General features: G+C 45.0%; 14 protein-coding genes and 1 pseudogene. 11 read left to right on the top strand and 4 right to left on the bottom strand.

Features of this window, described 5'->3' with window-relative positions; all coding sequences use genetic code 11:
• The 11 genes and pseudogenes from Q0C19_RS05450 to Q0C19_RS05400 all read left to right on the top strand — a co-directional run.
• Positions 1 to 221, top strand: a pseudogene (locus tag Q0C19_RS05450) (ABC transporter ATP-binding protein); the annotation flags it as partial.
• Positions 222 to 227: 6 nt separating this feature from the next.
• Complete coding sequence (locus Q0C19_RS05445; protein WP_295053603.1) at positions 228 to 1496, top strand: RNA polymerase factor sigma-54; 1269 nt, start codon at positions 228 to 230, stop codon at positions 1494 to 1496.
• Positions 1493 to 2236, top strand: a complete 744-nt coding sequence (locus Q0C19_RS05440; protein WP_295053601.1) for a TIGR02757 family protein — start codon at positions 1493 to 1495, stop codon at positions 2234 to 2236. Before Q0C19_RS05445 ends, Q0C19_RS05440 begins: the two co-directional genes overlap by 4 nt.
• A gap of 83 nt (positions 2237 to 2319) precedes the next feature.
• Positions 2320 to 3726 carry a TrkA C-terminal domain-containing protein gene (locus tag Q0C19_RS05435; RefSeq protein ID WP_295053599.1) on the top strand — a complete coding sequence of 469 codons (1407 nt, stop codon included), beginning with the start codon at positions 2320 to 2322 and terminating at the stop codon, positions 3724 to 3726.
• 79 nt (positions 3727 to 3805) lie between these two features.
• Positions 3806 to 4861 (top strand): 3-dehydroquinate synthase, encoded by a 1056-nt coding sequence (aroB, locus tag Q0C19_RS05430; protein ID WP_295053596.1) that lies wholly within the window; start codon positions 3806 to 3808, stop codon positions 4859 to 4861.
• Entirely contained in the window at positions 4858 to 6483 is a 1626-nt protein-coding gene (locus tag Q0C19_RS05425) for a mechanosensitive ion channel domain-containing protein (protein WP_295053594.1), read from the top strand. Before aroB ends, Q0C19_RS05425 begins: the two co-directional genes overlap by 4 nt.
• A complete protein-coding gene (gene mtaB / locus Q0C19_RS05420; RefSeq protein WP_295053590.1) occupies positions 6480 to 7727 on the top strand; it encodes a tRNA (N(6)-L-threonylcarbamoyladenosine(37)-C(2))-methylthiotransferase MtaB in 1248 nt (415 codons plus the stop codon). The genes Q0C19_RS05425 and mtaB overlap by 4 nt, the downstream gene beginning before the upstream one ends.
• A complete protein-coding gene (locus Q0C19_RS05415) occupies positions 7702 to 9363 on the top strand; it encodes an AAA family ATPase (RefSeq protein WP_295053587.1) in 1662 nt (553 codons plus the stop codon). The genes mtaB and Q0C19_RS05415 overlap by 26 nt, the downstream gene beginning before the upstream one ends.
• A complete protein-coding gene (gene bioV / locus Q0C19_RS05410) occupies positions 9350 to 9862 on the top strand; it encodes a pimelyl-ACP methyl ester esterase BioV (protein WP_295053585.1) in 513 nt (170 codons plus the stop codon). The genes Q0C19_RS05415 and bioV overlap by 14 nt, the downstream gene beginning before the upstream one ends.
• Before the next feature lie 2 nt (positions 9863 to 9864).
• Positions 9865 to 10389, top strand: coding sequence for a molybdopterin adenylyltransferase (gene mog, locus Q0C19_RS05405; RefSeq protein WP_295053583.1), 525 nt, complete (start codon positions 9865 to 9867; stop codon positions 10387 to 10389).
• 4 nt (positions 10390 to 10393) lie between these two features.
• Positions 10394 to 11269, top strand: coding sequence for a TraB/GumN family protein (locus Q0C19_RS05400; RefSeq protein ID WP_295053581.1), 876 nt, complete (start codon positions 10394 to 10396; stop codon positions 11267 to 11269).
• A 29-nt stretch (positions 11270 to 11298) separates the two neighbouring features.
• Here Q0C19_RS05400 and Q0C19_RS05395 read toward each other — a convergent pair whose 3' ends face one another.
• The 4 genes from Q0C19_RS05395 to sdhB all read right to left on the bottom strand — a co-directional run.
• Positions 11299 to 11709 carry a hypothetical protein gene (locus tag Q0C19_RS05395; RefSeq protein WP_295053578.1) on the bottom strand — a complete coding sequence of 137 codons (411 nt, stop codon included), beginning with the start codon at positions 11707 to 11709 and terminating at the stop codon, positions 11299 to 11301.
• A 56-nt stretch (positions 11710 to 11765) separates the two neighbouring features.
• A complete protein-coding gene (locus Q0C19_RS05390) occupies positions 11766 to 14348 on the bottom strand; it encodes an EAL domain-containing protein (RefSeq protein ID WP_295053575.1) in 2583 nt (860 codons plus the stop codon).
• Positions 14349 to 14469: 121 nt separating this feature from the next.
• Positions 14470 to 15348, bottom strand: coding sequence for a CoB--CoM heterodisulfide reductase iron-sulfur subunit B family protein (locus tag Q0C19_RS05385; protein ID WP_295053573.1), 879 nt, complete (start codon positions 15346 to 15348; stop codon positions 14470 to 14472).
• Between the two features lie 9 nt (positions 15349 to 15357).
• Positions 15358 to 16236 (bottom strand): succinate dehydrogenase/fumarate reductase iron-sulfur subunit (gene sdhB, locus Q0C19_RS05380; RefSeq protein ID WP_295053570.1); only part of this gene is annotated, 879 nt, incomplete at its 5' end.

Below are 16236 nucleotides of genomic sequence, written 5' to 3'. Positions count from 1 at the left end.
ATCCGATTGCGGTGATGGATATCCAAGGGGTGATTTCCCAACTCGTGGAATACGGTATCGGCGTATTGATTACCGATCACAATGTTCGTGAAACGTTGGCGGTATGTGATCGTGCCTATGTTATCAAAAGTGGTGAATTGCTTGCGAGCGGTTCAAGTGATGAAATTGCCAATAACCCGGATGTGCGTCAGCACTATCTCGGCGAATCGTTTAAGTTCTAACATCACATGTTACGGGTCAAAACAAGCGTTGAGCTAAAAAACAAGCTCTCCAATACCCTTCGCAACTGGCTTCCGATTCTTCAATCGAGTCTGAGTGATTTGGGTGAAGCGATGGCTCCGTTTGTTGAGGGGAATCCGCTAATCGACATTAAATCGGGGTATGAAGAGTCATTTGAATCGAGAATCCCCAGAAAAATTCAATACGGCTATGTCCAGAACTCTCACAGTGAAGCGATTGAAGCCCTTACGGTTCAGCAAAAAAGTTTGTTTGATATCCTTGAAGAGCAGATTGACGGCTCCTTGTTTCCTACCCCGATATCTCAACAAATAGCTAAACATGTCATCGAAAATCTTGATGAGGGGGGATATTATGAGGGAGACAGTGATGCCTTTTGTAAAGCAGAGGGGATCAGTGATGAACAATTTGAAAAAATTCGTCTCCGTTTTATCCATGTCGAACCGGTCGGTATCGGTGCACGCAATGTCAGCGAATCATTTTTATTTCAGCTGGAATCCGCCTCGATCAGCGATGCGGGATATGACCTTGCCCGTGAGATGATTACCCACATGGATGAGTTGGGACGTTACCGTAAAGAGAGCGCTTTTGAGGAGGCTATGCGGGTGGTCGGAAGTTTTAAAAATCCTCCCGCCATCGATTATCTGGAAGACTCTCAGCAGGTGATCCCCGATCTCATGATCCACAATGACCCGGAAGAGGGGATAGAAGTGAGGCTCAATGAGCGCTACTATCCGAGTGTAACGATCGATGCGGCGTACGGTGTCGATCATCCTTTTGTCCGCGAAAAGCTTAAGGAGGCCAAAAGTCTTGTCGATGCGTTGGAGATGCGCAAAGCGACGTTGTATAAAGTCGGGTTGATGATCGTCGAGTATCAATACGAATTTTTTATCGGCGGGGCTATCAAACCGCTTACCCTAAAAACGCTCGCCGATGAATTCGGACACAATCCATCGACGATTTCACGGGCGATTGCCAATAAATACATTGCGTGCGATCGAGGTATTTATCCGATGAAAGATTTTTTTACGACGGCGATTGACGAAGATGTATCCAATGCCTCGATCAAAGATTATGTGGCGGAACTGGTTAAAAATGAGTCGCATAAAAAGCCGCTGAGTGACATGAAACTCTTAGAGATGATCCAAGAAAAATTTAAAATTACAATGGTACGCCGGACGATTGCCAAATATCGAAAACAACTTAATATCGCGGGATCGAGCGAGCGAAAGCAGCTCTATCTTCTAGGGCGTTCTTGAACGATATCCGATCTTTCCTCGACGCGGAGGTAGACGCACGCAATTGCAGTGACGAACTGTGTGAAGAGCGTCCCGATCCTTTGATGGTTGCGCGGCGTTCTATGGATGAACATCATGCCCTCACGTGTGCGTTATTTGCGTACGGTAACGTCAAAGCGATTGTCCCTTTTCTCTCTTCGCTGAATCAGGATTTAATCAATGCGGATGAAACCCAATTACGCCAAGCGTTAGAGGGGAAATACTACCGTTTCCAATCGCATGAAGATATTGTTCAATGGTTTATTACCCTCAAATCCCTTAAAAACTCAGGGGGAGCTGAGAACATTTTCATGAGAGGATACTCCGAAAAAGGGATTCTTGCCGGAATAAATTCGCTGATTGCGACCCTTTATGAGCTTAACCCCTATCGCTCTAGGGGATATGAATTTCTGATTACCAAGCCGATGGACTCGATAGCAAAAGCTTCGGCGATGAAACGGTGGATGATGTATCTTCGATGGATGGTGCGGAACAATGAACTCGATATGGGGCTGTGGAGCGGAGTGAGCCAAAGTGATTTAATCATGCCGCTCGATACCCATACGTTTAACATTTCTCGCCGCTTAGGGCTGTTGGCGCGCTCTCAGTGCGATCTGCGAGCCGCGATTGAGCTGACCGAAACACTTAAAACATTTGATCCGAACGATCCTCTTAAATACGATTTTGCCCTCTATCGGATAGGTCAGGAAAAAATCCTTTAGTGAGAGGTGGCAATATGAGGGCTATGTGTAGATTGTGGTACAATCTCGTCCATAAAATAGAATACTAAGAAGTTTATCCTTTAATGAAAAAAATTTTAATCGTCAGTGACGGAGCTATCGGTCAGCATTTTATCGAGCGTGTCATCGGTACATACACGACTGAAAACCTTTATTACATTGTTCAAACAACCGAGAAAACTTTCGATGGGTATAATCCCGGCCGGTATAAATTTTTTCAATTTGATCCCACCAGTTTTTACAAAATTTCCAATCTGCTGAAAATGGATTTTTGGCAAGTAGTATTGGTGATGGAAAACCAGAACGATTTGGAACAGACGGTCAAAAATATCCGTATGTACAAACCTTCTATTCGGATTATTGCCCTGGACCTGTGGAATACGATCAGTCCGTGTGATGATATCGAATGGGTCAATATGCAAGAGCTTATTGCGGCCAATATGATCGATTATCTCCCCAATATTCCTGTTCTGGCGAAAAATATCGGGTTGGGCTCGGGTGAGATTATGGAAGTTTTGGTTCCGTTTGGAAGTTCTTTCGTCTATCGCCATATCGGTTCGATTGAGCAAAAAAACTGGAAAATAGCGGCTATTTATCGAAATCGCTCCCTGATTATCCCTAGTGACAATAAAATGATCCAGCCCAATGATACGCTGGTTTTGGTGGGTGATCCTGCGGTACTTCGTTCCATATATCGGGCGATTAAGCGAGAATTAGGGCAATTCCCCGCTCCGTTCGGATCTAAAATTTATCTCTATATCGATATGAGTATTGAAAAATCTTCCGCTATTATGGCGTTGGTCAGACGCAGTGTCTACATTCAAAAGAAGCTTCGCCAGCCGCTTATTATCAAAGTGATCAATCCCGGAGATATTGATGTATTGCGGATGATAAAGGCCTCTTCTCTCGGAGACATTACCGTAGAGATTAATTACGAGAGTGTCTCCGATGAGGCGATTATCCTCAACGATATCAAAAAGTATCATATCGGTCTTTTTTTGGTTTCACACAGAGTTTTTTCCATAAAGTCGATCCGTAAAAAACTTTATGCCGGAAATGTCCCGGTGCTCAAACTTGCCGAAAGATCGTTCTCGTCATTGCATGAAAGTGTGGTGATTTTGAGTGAAGAGGGGCATATTGAAAACATTTCAACCACTATTTTTGACGTCTCTTCTCAGTTCGGTTTTAATTTGGAGTTGATAGATTATGTCAATGATGACGATTTCCATAAACGGGAAGTGATTGAACATTTTAACAATCTCTCCGCCATTTTTTCAAAGTCGATTCATGTCTCTACCCAAGAGAGCAATCCGATCCGCGAATTGTGCGAACGGGAAAATTTTCTCCATGTTCTTCCGTTTACGGAAAAAATGTTTATAAACTCTGTTAGCGCCTATTTTTCAACTGATCCCGAAGTCCTTTACCGCAAACTCGGACGCTACCATCAGCTTTTTATCCCTACTCAAATTTAGCCCTTGACAAGAGGGTTTTAAGTCATCTTTTAGTAATATATATCTCATTACGCAACAACTTAATTTATCAGGTTTTTCTATGACGGTATCTATCAATCTCAAACGTATTATTGACGACTCGTATTCTATCCAGATCGGTCCATTGCCGGAAATTACGTATGATGGAAAAGTGGCTATTTTAACCAATCCGAAAGTTGCGGGGTTCCATCTGCAAACACTCCTCTCCCGTCTAAAAGCCAAAGAGGTCTATATCATCACGATACCGGACGGGGAGCAGTACAAAACTCTTGAGACGATTGAGTTTGTATTGGATCGGATGTTTGATCATCGGCTGAACCGTAAATCGCTTTTGGTTGCTTTCGGCGGCGGTGTGATCGGTGACATGGGGGGATTTACTGCAAGTTTGTACAACCGCGGAATCGATTTTATACAGATCCCGACAACGCTTCTTTCCCAAGTCGACGCCAGTGTCGGGGGAAAAACGGGGGTCAATAACCGATTCGGTAAAAATCTCATCGGAGCGTTTCATCAGCCCCGCGCCGTCTATATCGATCCGAGTTTCCTCAAAACCCTTCCTTCTCGCGAATTCGGAGCAGGAGTGGCGGAGATTGTCAAGATGGCGGTGACGTTTAATGCGCCGTTTTTTGAGTGGCTGGAGCAAAACGATTTGCGTGAGGACGATAACCTTTTAATCGCTATTCAAAAGGCGGTTGAGACAAAAGCGGCTGTGGTTGAAGAGGATGAAAAAGAACAGGGACTTCGCGCCGCGTTAAATTACGGTCATACCTTCGGGCATGTTATTGAGAATGAGACCAAGTACGAAACCTATCTTCATGGCGAGAGTGTGGCCATCGGGATGGTGATGGCCAATACTCTCGCGTGCGAAGCAGGACTGATGAGTCATGAGGAGGCGCTTCGGGTCAAAGCTCTTTTAGGACGATACGATTTGCCGCTGACCTATCCGATTCAAGACGTTGAAAAATTTTACCAAACCTTTTTTCTGGATAAAAAAAGTGCCGACAGCGCTATCACTTTTATTCTCCCCCGCGGAATCGGAGGGGTAGAAATTACCGATAATATTGAAGCATCAACCGTGAAAAAAATATTAACAATGTTCCAAGGAGTGGTTGCGTGAGAGGGGGTAGATTTCTTTTAGCGGCACTGTTCTTCGGAATTTTAACTCTTAATGCCGCACAAAATGAAGAGAAAGCTGTAGATGAACCAACAGCGGTAGAGTTGCCCAAAGAGGCACAACTTGATAATGCCAAAGATGAACTCTCGAAAATTCAAAAAGAGCTTTCGCGGGGCAACAGTATTTGGCTTAAAAGTTATAACTCCTACATGGCGTATCAAGAGTCTCGCAAGAGTCTTCGAGAGGTTCAAAATCGTATCAGTAAGCTGGAAGAGCGTTCTCCGACGGTAGAGCGTAAACTGGAAATTGAAGCTCTTCAGGCCAAACAAAAAGTCCTTACCGATCAGATCGAACTTCTCAAGGCGCAAGGTACATCCCCATTTGTTTCATTGCTAAAACCGGATGAAGCGGGAGAGCTTCCTAATATTACCAACCCTTTTGAGATTGTAACGGGGTTATCGTATGTAAAGCGTATTAACGGCCAGTACAAAGATTATGTTCTGCGCGAAGAGGAACTTCAAGAGATTATCGCCTTGCTGGAGCGGCAAGTAGCCCTCTACAAAGATATTATGCGATTAAATCCCAAAGGGGACTACGAAGTAGAACTTGAAGCGACGATGCTGCAGGTGGAAAAATTCAAACTTGCCCTCGATACTCTTATCTCAACGGCAGATTTGTATGAAAAACGGATCGAATCTACAGAAGCGAAAATCAATAAAGAGATAAAAGATCAACTCTACAAACTGCTCAATATCGGTGTGATTATTGTAGTTCTTTTCGGTTTTTCATTCCTTTTGAAACGTATCGCAAAACGCTACATCACCGATAACGAGCGTTTTTATACCGCCAACAAAATTGTCACTTTTATCAATGTTACGCTGATTATTTTAATATTTTTATTCAGCTATATCGATAATGTCGGCTATCTGGCGACGGTACTGGGATTTGCATCTGCCGGTTTGGCGATCGCGATGCGCGACTGGTTTATGAGTGCTTTGGGATGGCTGGTCATTATTATGGGCGGAGCGATCCATGTCGGAGACCGTGTCCGTTTTGAAAAAGACGGGATGATCTATGTCGGAGACGTCTTGGATATTTCACTCCAGCGTATTACGTTGATGGAAGATGTCACCCTTACCACCCTCGAGTCGAACCGTCGGGCCGGCCGAATCATTTTTGTCCCGAACAACTATATTTTTACTTCCATGATCGCCAACTATACGCATGGAGCACTCAAAACGGTTTGGGACGGGATCGATATCGTGATTACCTTTGATTCCAATCACAAAAAAGCGGCCCATCTGGTGAAAGAGATCTGCCGAAAATATTCGAAAGGGTACACCGATATCACCCGTAAACAGCTCAATAGGTTGCGGGATCGCTACAGCCTAAAAAACAGCAATGTTGAACCGCGCGTATTTACCTTGATCGCGCCGTATGGGATGAAAGTAAGTGTATGGTACCTGACCAATGCGTATGCTACACTGACACTTCGAAGTACGATTTCTGCCGATATCATCGACGCCTTCAATGCGGAAGACGATATTACGATTGCCTATCCGACCCAAACTTTTTATACGGGACCTATTGCTTCGAAGTCTCCTCCGCCTATGGAAAATCAATGAAGCCGAAAGTCTATTTTAAAACGTTCGGCTGTCGTACGAATGTTTTTGACTCACAGGTGATGATGAGCGCTCTGCGTGATTACGAAGTGACCGAAAGCGAAGGGGAAGCCGATATCGTCGTTGTCAACTCCTGTACCGTGACCAACGGAGCCGATGTCAGTGTGCGCGGCTATATCAATCAGATGGATAAACAGGGTAAAAAGCTCTTTTTAACCGGATGCGGCGCCCATACCAAAGGGGAATCTTTGTTCGGTGCCGCAAAAGTGCACGGAGTCTTCGGCCCTTCGGAGAAGATGAAGATAAATACCCTCCTCTCCTCCGATAGCCGATTCTATGAGATCGGTGATTTGAACTACATTGACGATGCGATTGTCGATGAGTTTGTCGGGAAATCACGGGCATTCATCAAAATCCAAGAGGGGTGCAATTTTCGCTGCAGTTATTGCATTATCCCTTTTGTACGCGGAGATGCGCGGAGCATGGACGAAGCCAAAATTTTAGAGCAGGTTTCACGACTTGCCTCTAACGGGTTTGGGGAGTTTGTACTTACGGGGACAAATGTCGGAAGCTACGGTCAGGGTGAGGGGCGGAATATCGCGGAACTGATGAAAAAGATGTCAATGATCCGTGGGGTTCGCCGAATCCGTGTCGGTTCGCTGGAGCCGATTCAGATCAACGAATCGTTTCGGGAGATTTTGGATGAGCCGTGGTTGGAGCGTCATCTGCATATTGCGATTCAGCACAGTTCGGATGAGATGCTGCGCCTTATGAACCGTCGTAACCGTCATAAAAGCGATGTCGAACTCTTTGAGATGCTTCATGAGAAAGGATTTGCTTTGGGAACCGATTTTATTATCGGCCATCCCGGAGAGAGTGAGACGATTTGGAAAGAGGCGATGGAGAATATCCGTGCTCTTCATCTCACCCATATCCATCCGTTTACCTACTCAAAACGTGACGGCACTCCCAGTGCGACAATGAAGCCGGAGGTCAATGGTACTGTCTCATCACACAGAATGGCTGAGCTTAATACCCTGATTGAGTCCAATAATTTTTCTTTCCGGAAAACGATGAACACGACTTCGTTAGAGGTACTGGTAGAATCAAGCGAAGGTCATCAACATATCGGATACGATCAGTTTTACAATAAGGTTGTGATCGAGTCGGATGAAGATATCAGCGGCGACTGGATCACACTGCAAGATTACGAGGTGCACAATGAATATAACCTGGCCAAATTTTAACCGAAATCAGCTTATCCTCATCGTTTCGGGGGGGATTATTCTACTCTTATTGCTATTTGCGCTGTTGCGTGATAGCGGGGATACGGTGACGCTGGAAGAGGCGACTAAACTTATCGAGAATAATCAGATCGACAAAGCATTCAGTGATGACGGATATACCTATTTTGCGACAAAAGGTAACGGTGTCGTGAAGATTGCTTCGTCGCAGCTTCCGGTAGAACTCACGGCCAACCTTGTTATTGAACCCAAAAGCGGTAACGGCTGGATATGGTTCTTTCTCTTTTTTGCAGTTATCGGCGGAGTAGGGTATTGGGCATGGAGGAACAGACTCGGCTTTGAGGATGATACTCCGATAGAGATACCGGTTGCCAAAGCTGCTGCCGAACCTGAAGCCCCATCGTCCAATGTAATTCCCGCAAAATCGACCGTCCGCTTTAGCGATATCGGCGGTATAGGCGATGTCAAAGAGGAACTGGAAGAGATTATCGATTTTTTACGTAATCCGAAACGCTATTACAGCTTCGGTGCTCGTATGCCACGCGGCGTACTGCTCGTAGGCCCTCCGGGTGTCGGTAAAACGATGATTGCCAAAGCGGTTGCCGCCGAAGCGGATGTTCCCTTTTTCTACCAAAGCGGTGCCTCCTTTGTCCAAATTTATGTCGGTATGGGGGCTAAAAGGGTCTCTGAGCTTTTTTCCGCTGCCAAGAAAAATGCTCCGGCGATTATTTTTATCGATGAAATCGATGCCGTCGGTAAAAAAAGAGAGGGGGGACGAAACGACGAACGCGAGGGGACCCTCAATCAGCTTCTTACCGAGATGGACGGATTTGAAGAGACAAGCGGAATCGTCGTTATCGCCGCGACGAACAATATCGATGTGATGGATGCAGCACTCCTTCGTGCGGGGCGGTTCGATCGCCGTATTTTTGTCGAACTTCCGACCGCTTCCGAGCGTGAAGCGATTTTACAAAAATATCTGCGCCATATCCCCCATGATCTTTCGGTCAGTGATGTGGCCAAAATGACGGTCGGATTTAACGGAGCATCGTTAGCGGCTTTGGTCAATGAAGCGGCGTTGCTGTGTATGCGTCAAAAAGAGATTCAGGTAAAGCAGGAGCATTTTTTAGCGGTCAAGGACAAAGTGATGTTCGGGAAAAAGAAGATTGCAATGCTGAGTGATGAACAACGGCGCTATCAAGTCCGCTATCAAGCGGGAAAAGTGTTTGCCGCCACTTGGTTTGATCTACCCTATGAAAAAATCACCCTTACCAATGATGCCATTACCCCTCCGACTGCCGAGCCGCAGTTGCGTCATGAGATCGAAGCCCATATACGGGTTCACTTGGCGGGGATTGCCTCTTCACACCTCCGTTTCGGCGAACACGCCAGCAACGCATCACATGATCTGGGTGTTGCCAAAGATTTGGTTCATGCGATGGTCTATGAGTACGGGATGGGAAGCACGGTTCTCCCCTCCGATGAGGATGAAGCAAAATTGATGGATCGCCTTTATACCGAGATGGCTACCCTTTTGGAGCGGAATGAAAAAATTCTTTCCAAATTCGAAGCGATTTTGGATGAGTATGAGCACATCTCCAAAACCCTTGCCAAAGCAACGATGAATGAGATTTTATAGCGGGTTTGCCCTTACGGAGGATCAGCATTTTTTTGATCCGTATTTGAAACACAGTGACTATACGGTAGCAGGTTTCAGTTACGGTGCGATCAAAGCGGCACAGTATGTGGCTGAATCACATGAGCGTATCGATACCCTCCAGCTCTTTTCTCCCGCGTTTTTTCAGACGAAAAAAGAGTCGTTTCGACGCCTTCAGATGGGGGGGTATTTCAAAGATTCCGAACGGTATTTGGAAAACTTTTTGACGAGCTGTTTCGCACCCGCACCCGTAGCACCGATGATACTGGGGAGTAATGACGCCGAGTCGCTTCAAGAGCTTCTTTATTTTGAGTGGACGTCTGAGTTCATTGAGTCTATTCGTGCCAAAGGGATACGAATCGAAGTTTATCTTGGATTGGAAGATCAGGTGATCGATGTCATGGGAGCGCGGGAGTTTTTTCTCCCATACGCCACGGTCACATCGATCAAAAAAGCAAACCATTTTTTACAGGAGAATTGACAATGATTAAAATAGGTGTTATTACCGCATCCGACCGTGCAAGTGCCGGAATTTACGAAGATATTTCGGGAGTTGCGATCCAAGAGACCATGAGAGAATATCTAAAATCGGAACACGAGATCGTTTATCGATGTATCCCCGATGTGCAAGACACGATTGAAGAGACATTGATGGAGTTGTGTGATCGTGAGGGGTGCTGTCTTGTCGTGACGACAGGGGGAACGGGGCCTGCAAAACGGGATGTCACCCCTGAAGCAACCGAAAACGTTTGTGAGAAGATGATGCCGGGGTTCGGTGAGTTAATGCGTCAAGTGAGCCTTAAATACGTTCCTACGGCAATTTTATCTCGACAGACGGCAGGAATCCGAGGCAAAAGCCTTATTATCAATCTTCCGGGAAAACCCAAATCGATCCGTGAGTGTTTGGACGCCGTATTTCCTGCCGTTCCGTATTGCATCGATTTGATCGAGGGGCCATATCTGGAGTGTAACGAAGAGGTTATTAAGGCATTTCGACCGAAGCAGTAGAGCGATGACACTTTTAAGAGCGTTTGTTTTCACGATCTTAATCCTTTATGGAAATCTTTTTGCCCAATCAAGTGTTTGGAAAATCAGTGATGATTCCAATCACACGATGTATATCGGCGGAACGATCCATCTCCTCCGTGTAGGTGATTTCCCCCTCCCGCATGAATTTGACGACGCGTATGTCAACTCTGATTATGTTGTTTTTGAGACGGACTTGGGATTGGCTCAAAGCCAAACTCTTCAGCGTATACTCACACAAAAGATGATTCTTCCTGCAGGTCAGAGTCTCTCAAGCAAACTCTCTCCTAAAACATACGCACAGTTGAAAGAGTATATCGATTCGCAAGGGTATACAATCGAAATGTTTAATCGATTGCAGCCGTGGGCGGTGATGCTGACATTGACACAACTGAAACTTTCGCAAATCGGGATTGATCAAAACGGTGTAGACAGCCATTATAATCAGCGCTCCCTTGCGGATCGTATTCCTCAGCAATATCTTGAGAGTATCGAAGAACAAAGTGCGATTATCACCGAGATCGGCGAGGGGGAAGAGGATACGGTAATTCTTCAAACCCTTAGCGATATGAAAGAGCTTCAGCCTATGATGACGTGGATGGTGGCGGATTGGCGAGAAGGAAAAACTGAGCGGCTGGAGCGTGAGTTGGTCTCTGAAATGAGGGATGATTCACCAAAAATGTACTATACCGTTTTAAAACAGCGCAACGATACGTGGATGCCAAAGCTGATTGCTATGCTGCATGAAGAGAAGAGGGGATTTGTCCTTGTGGGAGCCATGCATTTATTGGGGAGTGACGGATTGCTGTATCAATTTCGAAAGCAGGGGTATAAAGTCGAATTTTTAAGAGGGGAAGAGTAGAAAAAAGTGGATACGGCTTATGCCGTATCTTACCAGTCGCGAACGAGGTTATGACAGCGCATACACGCGCGTTGAATATCAAGATAAGCATTTTGGGCAGTTTCGCGGCGGACATTGTCCATACTTGATTTGATTATTTCGACGTTATCGGAAATCAAATGTGCGGATGTCGTTGCAATACGGGCTTTATGCGCTTTCTCTTTCGGGAGCATATTGCGCATCATCTCTTCATTTCCCAAGAGTTTTTCACTCTCTACACCGAGTGCTTCAGCAGCTTGAAGCGCTTTTTGTTTATCTCCTTCGATAAAACCTGCCTGCATCGTTTTCATATAATTATTGAGCTTCAGCATATTGTCTTTGAGATCATATTGACTCGCAGCTGTTGCTGCTGTAGACAAGGCTAAAATTGCAATAGCGCTGATTAAAAATCTTTTACCCATAAAAACTCCTTGAATCAGATTACTAATACTATAAGTGAATATCTATTAAATAAATATTAATTCATGTAATATTCCGCTCTCTGCGGACGGCTAAAGAGAAACCCTTGAAATGCGTTGCACTCCATATCCCGTAAAAGCTCAAATTGCTCAACGGTTTCAACCCCTTCGGCGATGACGGAAAGTCCAAATGTTTTTCCGATCGTTATAATGGTCTGAATTATGATCTTGTCGGAAGTACTTTCCGGAAGTGCTCTAACAAACGATTGGTCGATTTTAAGTTCATCAATCGACAGATTTTTGAGGTAGGAAAGACTTGAATATCCTGTTCCGAAATCGTCGATGGAGAGGGTAAAACCGATCTCTTTGAGGGCATGAATTTTTTCCATAGCACTTTTGGTATCATGGATCAATAACCCTTCGGTAAGTTCAAGACGTATTTTGGAAGGATCAATCTGGACACTATTTATCTGTTTTTGGAGTTTAGATATATAGCTCTCTTCTTCGAATTGTTTTGGGCTTACATTGACAGAAATTCGCCAGTTTCGTTTGATAGGATGGCTATCCCAAAGAAGGAGCTGGTTGGTTACTTCTGTAAAAATCCAATCCCCTAAAGCAATAATGATCCCTGAATTTTCCGCCAAAGGGATAAATTGCGCAGGGGATATAAGCCCGCGTTCGGGATGATTCCATCGCAACAGCGCTTCGACCCCTTCGGTCTGGCCTTGGATATTGACTTGTTCTTGATAGACGACAAAGAGCTGATTTAGTGAAATGGCTGCTCTTAGATCATGGGTTAATCGGGCATGCTCTGCCATGGTTTTTTGGAGGACTGAATCATAAAAACGGGTGGTATTGCGTCCGCTGTTTTTAGCTGCATACATGGCACTGTCGGCATAAGAGAAGAGCTCGTCTACGGTTGATTCATCACCGATAAACAAGACGATTCCGATACTTGCACTGAGATAAAAAGGGTGTTCGTCTATGATAAATGGCTCTTTTGCCGCTTCAAGAATTTTATATGCTGTTGTTTGAATAGCTGACGCTGCATCATCTTGATTGTCCCCTATATTTTCAATAAGTATGACAAACTCATCTCCTCCGAACCGGGCAACCGTATCGGTTTGTCTCAGGATATCCAATAATCTTTTTCCCATTAGTTTGAGAACACTATCCCCCGCAATATGCCCTTTAAGATCATTAATCGCTTTAAAATTATCCAAATCGATAAAGAGGAGACCGCCGTACTGCAGCGTACGGGAACTTGCAAGCATGGCGAGAGTAAAACGATCCATCAGTAAACGTCTGTTCGGAAGTTCGGTTAAGGGATCGAAAAATGAGAGTTTTACAATATTCTCTTTTTGGTAAAAGGAGTTGATAGCAAAACCTAAATCTCCTGACAGCTCATCGATCATGGCCGTTTCTTCGGCCGTAAACCCGTTTTCTTGCGAGGTACAGATCATGATGACACCGAAAGATTGTGCCGCAAATTTATCTTTGCGCAATGCTGCTGCATAAACCGCGGTAATACCGTATGTTTCAACTTTATGGCGGCATTCCTCAGAAATATCGGCACTGAAGTCGGTTAAAATGATCGAGGTATTGCGATCAAACGCTATCTGCTCAATCGGGACAATATGCCATTCGTTAGCTATTCCGTAAGAGGCTTTTACCCTCAGCCCATCCTCTTCGGCAAGTGAAATTTTAACGCTTATAAAAGCTTCATTGCCGACTAAACATAATGCCGTTTGATCAATCAGCTCTTCGAGTGATTGTGCGGTGATAAGAATTTGGTTACTCTCTGCCACAGTTTTGAGAATCGAGTACAGATGCTCTTGATAGGTATTGAGATTTTTCAATTCCAGGGTTGTCGCTTCCAACTCTGATGTCCGTTTTTTGACTTCGATTTCGAGCCTTTTTTTTGCTTCCACATTCCGGCGGGTAATCTGGTGTATGGCGTAATAGATTAAGCCTAATAGAAAAAGGATAATAGTCCAGCTCAAGATTGCCTCTTTCCAAAAAATAGAGAGGATTTCATCGGCTATGATTTTACGAGGAATCTTAATACTGGTAACCCCTCGTATATCCCCGACTTTGTAGCCGTATGCACTCGAGTAGCGACGGGCGATATACGGGAGTACTTCCTCTCTTTTTCCATGACAGCGTAAACAGTACGATTCAATTTTTAAAGGGGCGCTGTAAAAGAAATACTCTTGATCGTTCTGCTTGATTAGCGTGAGATTTTCTTTAACCTCGGGGTGGTTGGCAAAATAGTGCATAGCATCTACTTCGTAGGCATCGGCTCGGTTCACGGGGTTGCGGGGTCGGTTAGTGACATTACGGATTGATATACCGTCTTTTGTCCGTTTTTCGAACTCATTACTGATAAAGGATGCGGCATGTGCGGGTAAAAATCCGACGGTCGAATCATTAAGATCCAAACCGCTTTTTAAAAATTGATGGTGATAGATATACCGCATGGAGACAAAATAGGTTTCGAGCGATTTCGCTTTGCTGTGAGCATTATTCTCGATCAAAACTTGCGTTTGACGGTAGAGATAGACGGTAATTAAAAGTATTGCGGTGATGATAAATGAAGCGATTATCCAAAAAAGCTGTTTGGAAAAATTCAAGCTTCGCATTGCACTTTTTCTCCAAAATCAAGATGGTTTTAAGAGTATAGCATTCTTTTAAAAGATAGAAGATAAAAAAAATATTTATAGCGAAGGAGGGGAATTTCCCCGCAAGGGGAATAAATAAAAATTATACGAAATCGACTTTGGTAACGTGGTGGTTCAGTCCGAGTTCTGTCGGAGTACACCCGAGTGCGAGACCGACCATTTGCGGCATATGCAATACCGGAAGATGGACATCGCGGCCAAGGGCTTTGGACGCACTGTGGTTTTGAACATCGAGCTTGAGATGACATAAAGGACACGGCGTTACCATCCAGTCCGCATTGGCATCCATTGCACCAGCGATTGCATTCCCCGTAAGGATAGCTGCGGTACGAGGCGATTGAAGCTCCGCATGGAAACCGCAGCATTTGTTTTTTTCTTCGTAGTTCACATTTACTCCGCCGCACGCAATGATCAAATCATCGAGGGATGTCGGAGTATACGGGTTTTCACCGCCGTTACTAAGGTTCTGAAGCTCAGATGGGCGGATATTGTGGCATCCGTAGAACGGTGCAATGTTGAATTGGCTCAAAGGTACTTGTACTTTCGCCGCCAATTTTTCTAAACCGTAATCTTGGATAAGGGCATAGAGGAAGTGGGTTATTTCGGACGAGCCTTTGTACTCCAATCCTACTTCGGCCAATTTCGCATTGACTTTGGCTTTAAGTTCCGGGTTGGTATCAAGACGGTGTTTGGTCATTGCCGTATTAAGCTGACAGGTATTACAGATGGTGACCATCGTAAGACCCAATTTTTCGGCATAACAGATATTGCGTGCATTGAGTACGAGGGATAGGAAATCATCGTAATCTTGGAGATGGGATGCACCGCAGCATGACGCTTCATCCAACAATATCAGCTCGATTCCGAGTTTATCGGCGATTGCCAATGTTGATTTTAGAAGCTCTGGCGTACTTTCACGCGCCGTACATCCGGTATAGAGGGCGTATTTTAGTTTTTCCATAATCAGCTCCTAGAATTTCACAGTAGATGAAGATTTGATCAATTTTTTTACTTCATCCAGATTTTTTGATTTCGGCATATTCCAAGGCATAACGATTTTCCCTTTAGCGAACATAGCAATCGCTTCGGGAATATGTTTCATAACACCGATATTTCCCTCGGAATAACGTACGAGTTCCCCCTCATCCAATAGACCGTGTTTTTCAATCGAGTGGGCAAAGCCGACGGCATGGCGGGTAGCGACATTGTTTTTTGCAATCCCCGCTTCAAACACCATGTTATGGAGTTTGGTGATTTTCTCGATCGGATTGACCTCTTTTGGACAAACCTGCGCACACTCCATACATTTAACACAGTCCCAAACCCCTTGAGCCTCTTCATTAACGAGGTGAAGACGCTCTAGGGAAGCCTCATCCCGGACATCGGCACTGAATCGGTAAGCTGCTGCAAATGCCGCAGGTCCGAAGTACTCTTCGTTGATGGCCAATGACGGACAAGAATAGTGACATGCGCCGCACTGGATGCAGTAGTCGGCTTCAAGAAGTTTTTCGGCATCGTGAGGACTGACAAGGTGCTCTTGCGCCGGATGCTCTTCGATATCACTGACCAAATACGGTTTGACTGCCGCATGTTTGTCCCAGAAATCTTTTTTATCAATAATCAAGTCTTTAATGGCCCGTTTGGTGCTCAGAGGCTCGATGGTGATTTCACTGCCGAAGGTTTCCACGAGGTCAAACAGACGGGTTTTACAGGCGAGGATCCCTTTTCCGTTGGCTTTGATAGCACAAACACCGCAGATACCGTGACGGCAGCTTCGGCGATACGAAAGGCTTCCGTCGTGATCCCATTTGATACGGTTGAGGATATCCAGGACAACCTCTTCGTGGGT

It is taken from the genome of Sulfuricurvum sp. (assembly GCF_023250475.1).
GTDB lineage: Bacteria > Campylobacterota > Campylobacteria > Campylobacterales > Sulfurimonadaceae > Sulfuricurvum.
Note: the sequence above shows the minus strand (reverse complement) of the source record. Positions and strands in the feature narration are given on the sequence as shown.

Coding starts and splice junctions, on each gene's coding strand:
- Q0C19_RS05385 (WP_295053573.1), bottom strand. CDS start 15,348: ATGGAAAAACTAAAATACGCCCTCTATACCGGATGTACGGCGCGTGAA.
- Q0C19_RS05390 (WP_295053575.1), bottom strand. CDS start 14,348: ATGCGAAGCTTGAATTTTTCCAAACAGCTTTTTTGGATAATCGCTTCA.
- mtaB (WP_295053590.1), top strand. CDS start 6,480: ATGAAGCCGAAAGTCTATTTTAAAACGTTCGGCTGTCGTACGAATGTT.
- Q0C19_RS05400 (WP_295053581.1), top strand. CDS start 10,394: ATGACACTTTTAAGAGCGTTTGTTTTCACGATCTTAATCCTTTATGGA.
- Q0C19_RS05395 (WP_295053578.1), bottom strand. CDS start 11,709: ATGGGTAAAAGATTTTTAATCAGCGCTATTGCAATTTTAGCCTTGTCT.
- Q0C19_RS05445 (WP_295053603.1), top strand. CDS start 228: ATGTTACGGGTCAAAACAAGCGTTGAGCTAAAAAACAAGCTCTCCAAT.
- bioV (WP_295053585.1), top strand. CDS start 9,350: ATGAGATTTTATAGCGGGTTTGCCCTTACGGAGGATCAGCATTTTTTT.
- mog (WP_295053583.1), top strand. CDS start 9,865: ATGATTAAAATAGGTGTTATTACCGCATCCGACCGTGCAAGTGCCGGA.
- aroB (WP_295053596.1), top strand. CDS start 3,806: ATGACGGTATCTATCAATCTCAAACGTATTATTGACGACTCGTATTCT.
- Q0C19_RS05415 (WP_295053587.1), top strand. CDS start 7,702: ATGAATATAACCTGGCCAAATTTTAACCGAAATCAGCTTATCCTCATC.
- Q0C19_RS05435 (WP_295053599.1), top strand. CDS start 2,320: ATGAAAAAAATTTTAATCGTCAGTGACGGAGCTATCGGTCAGCATTTT.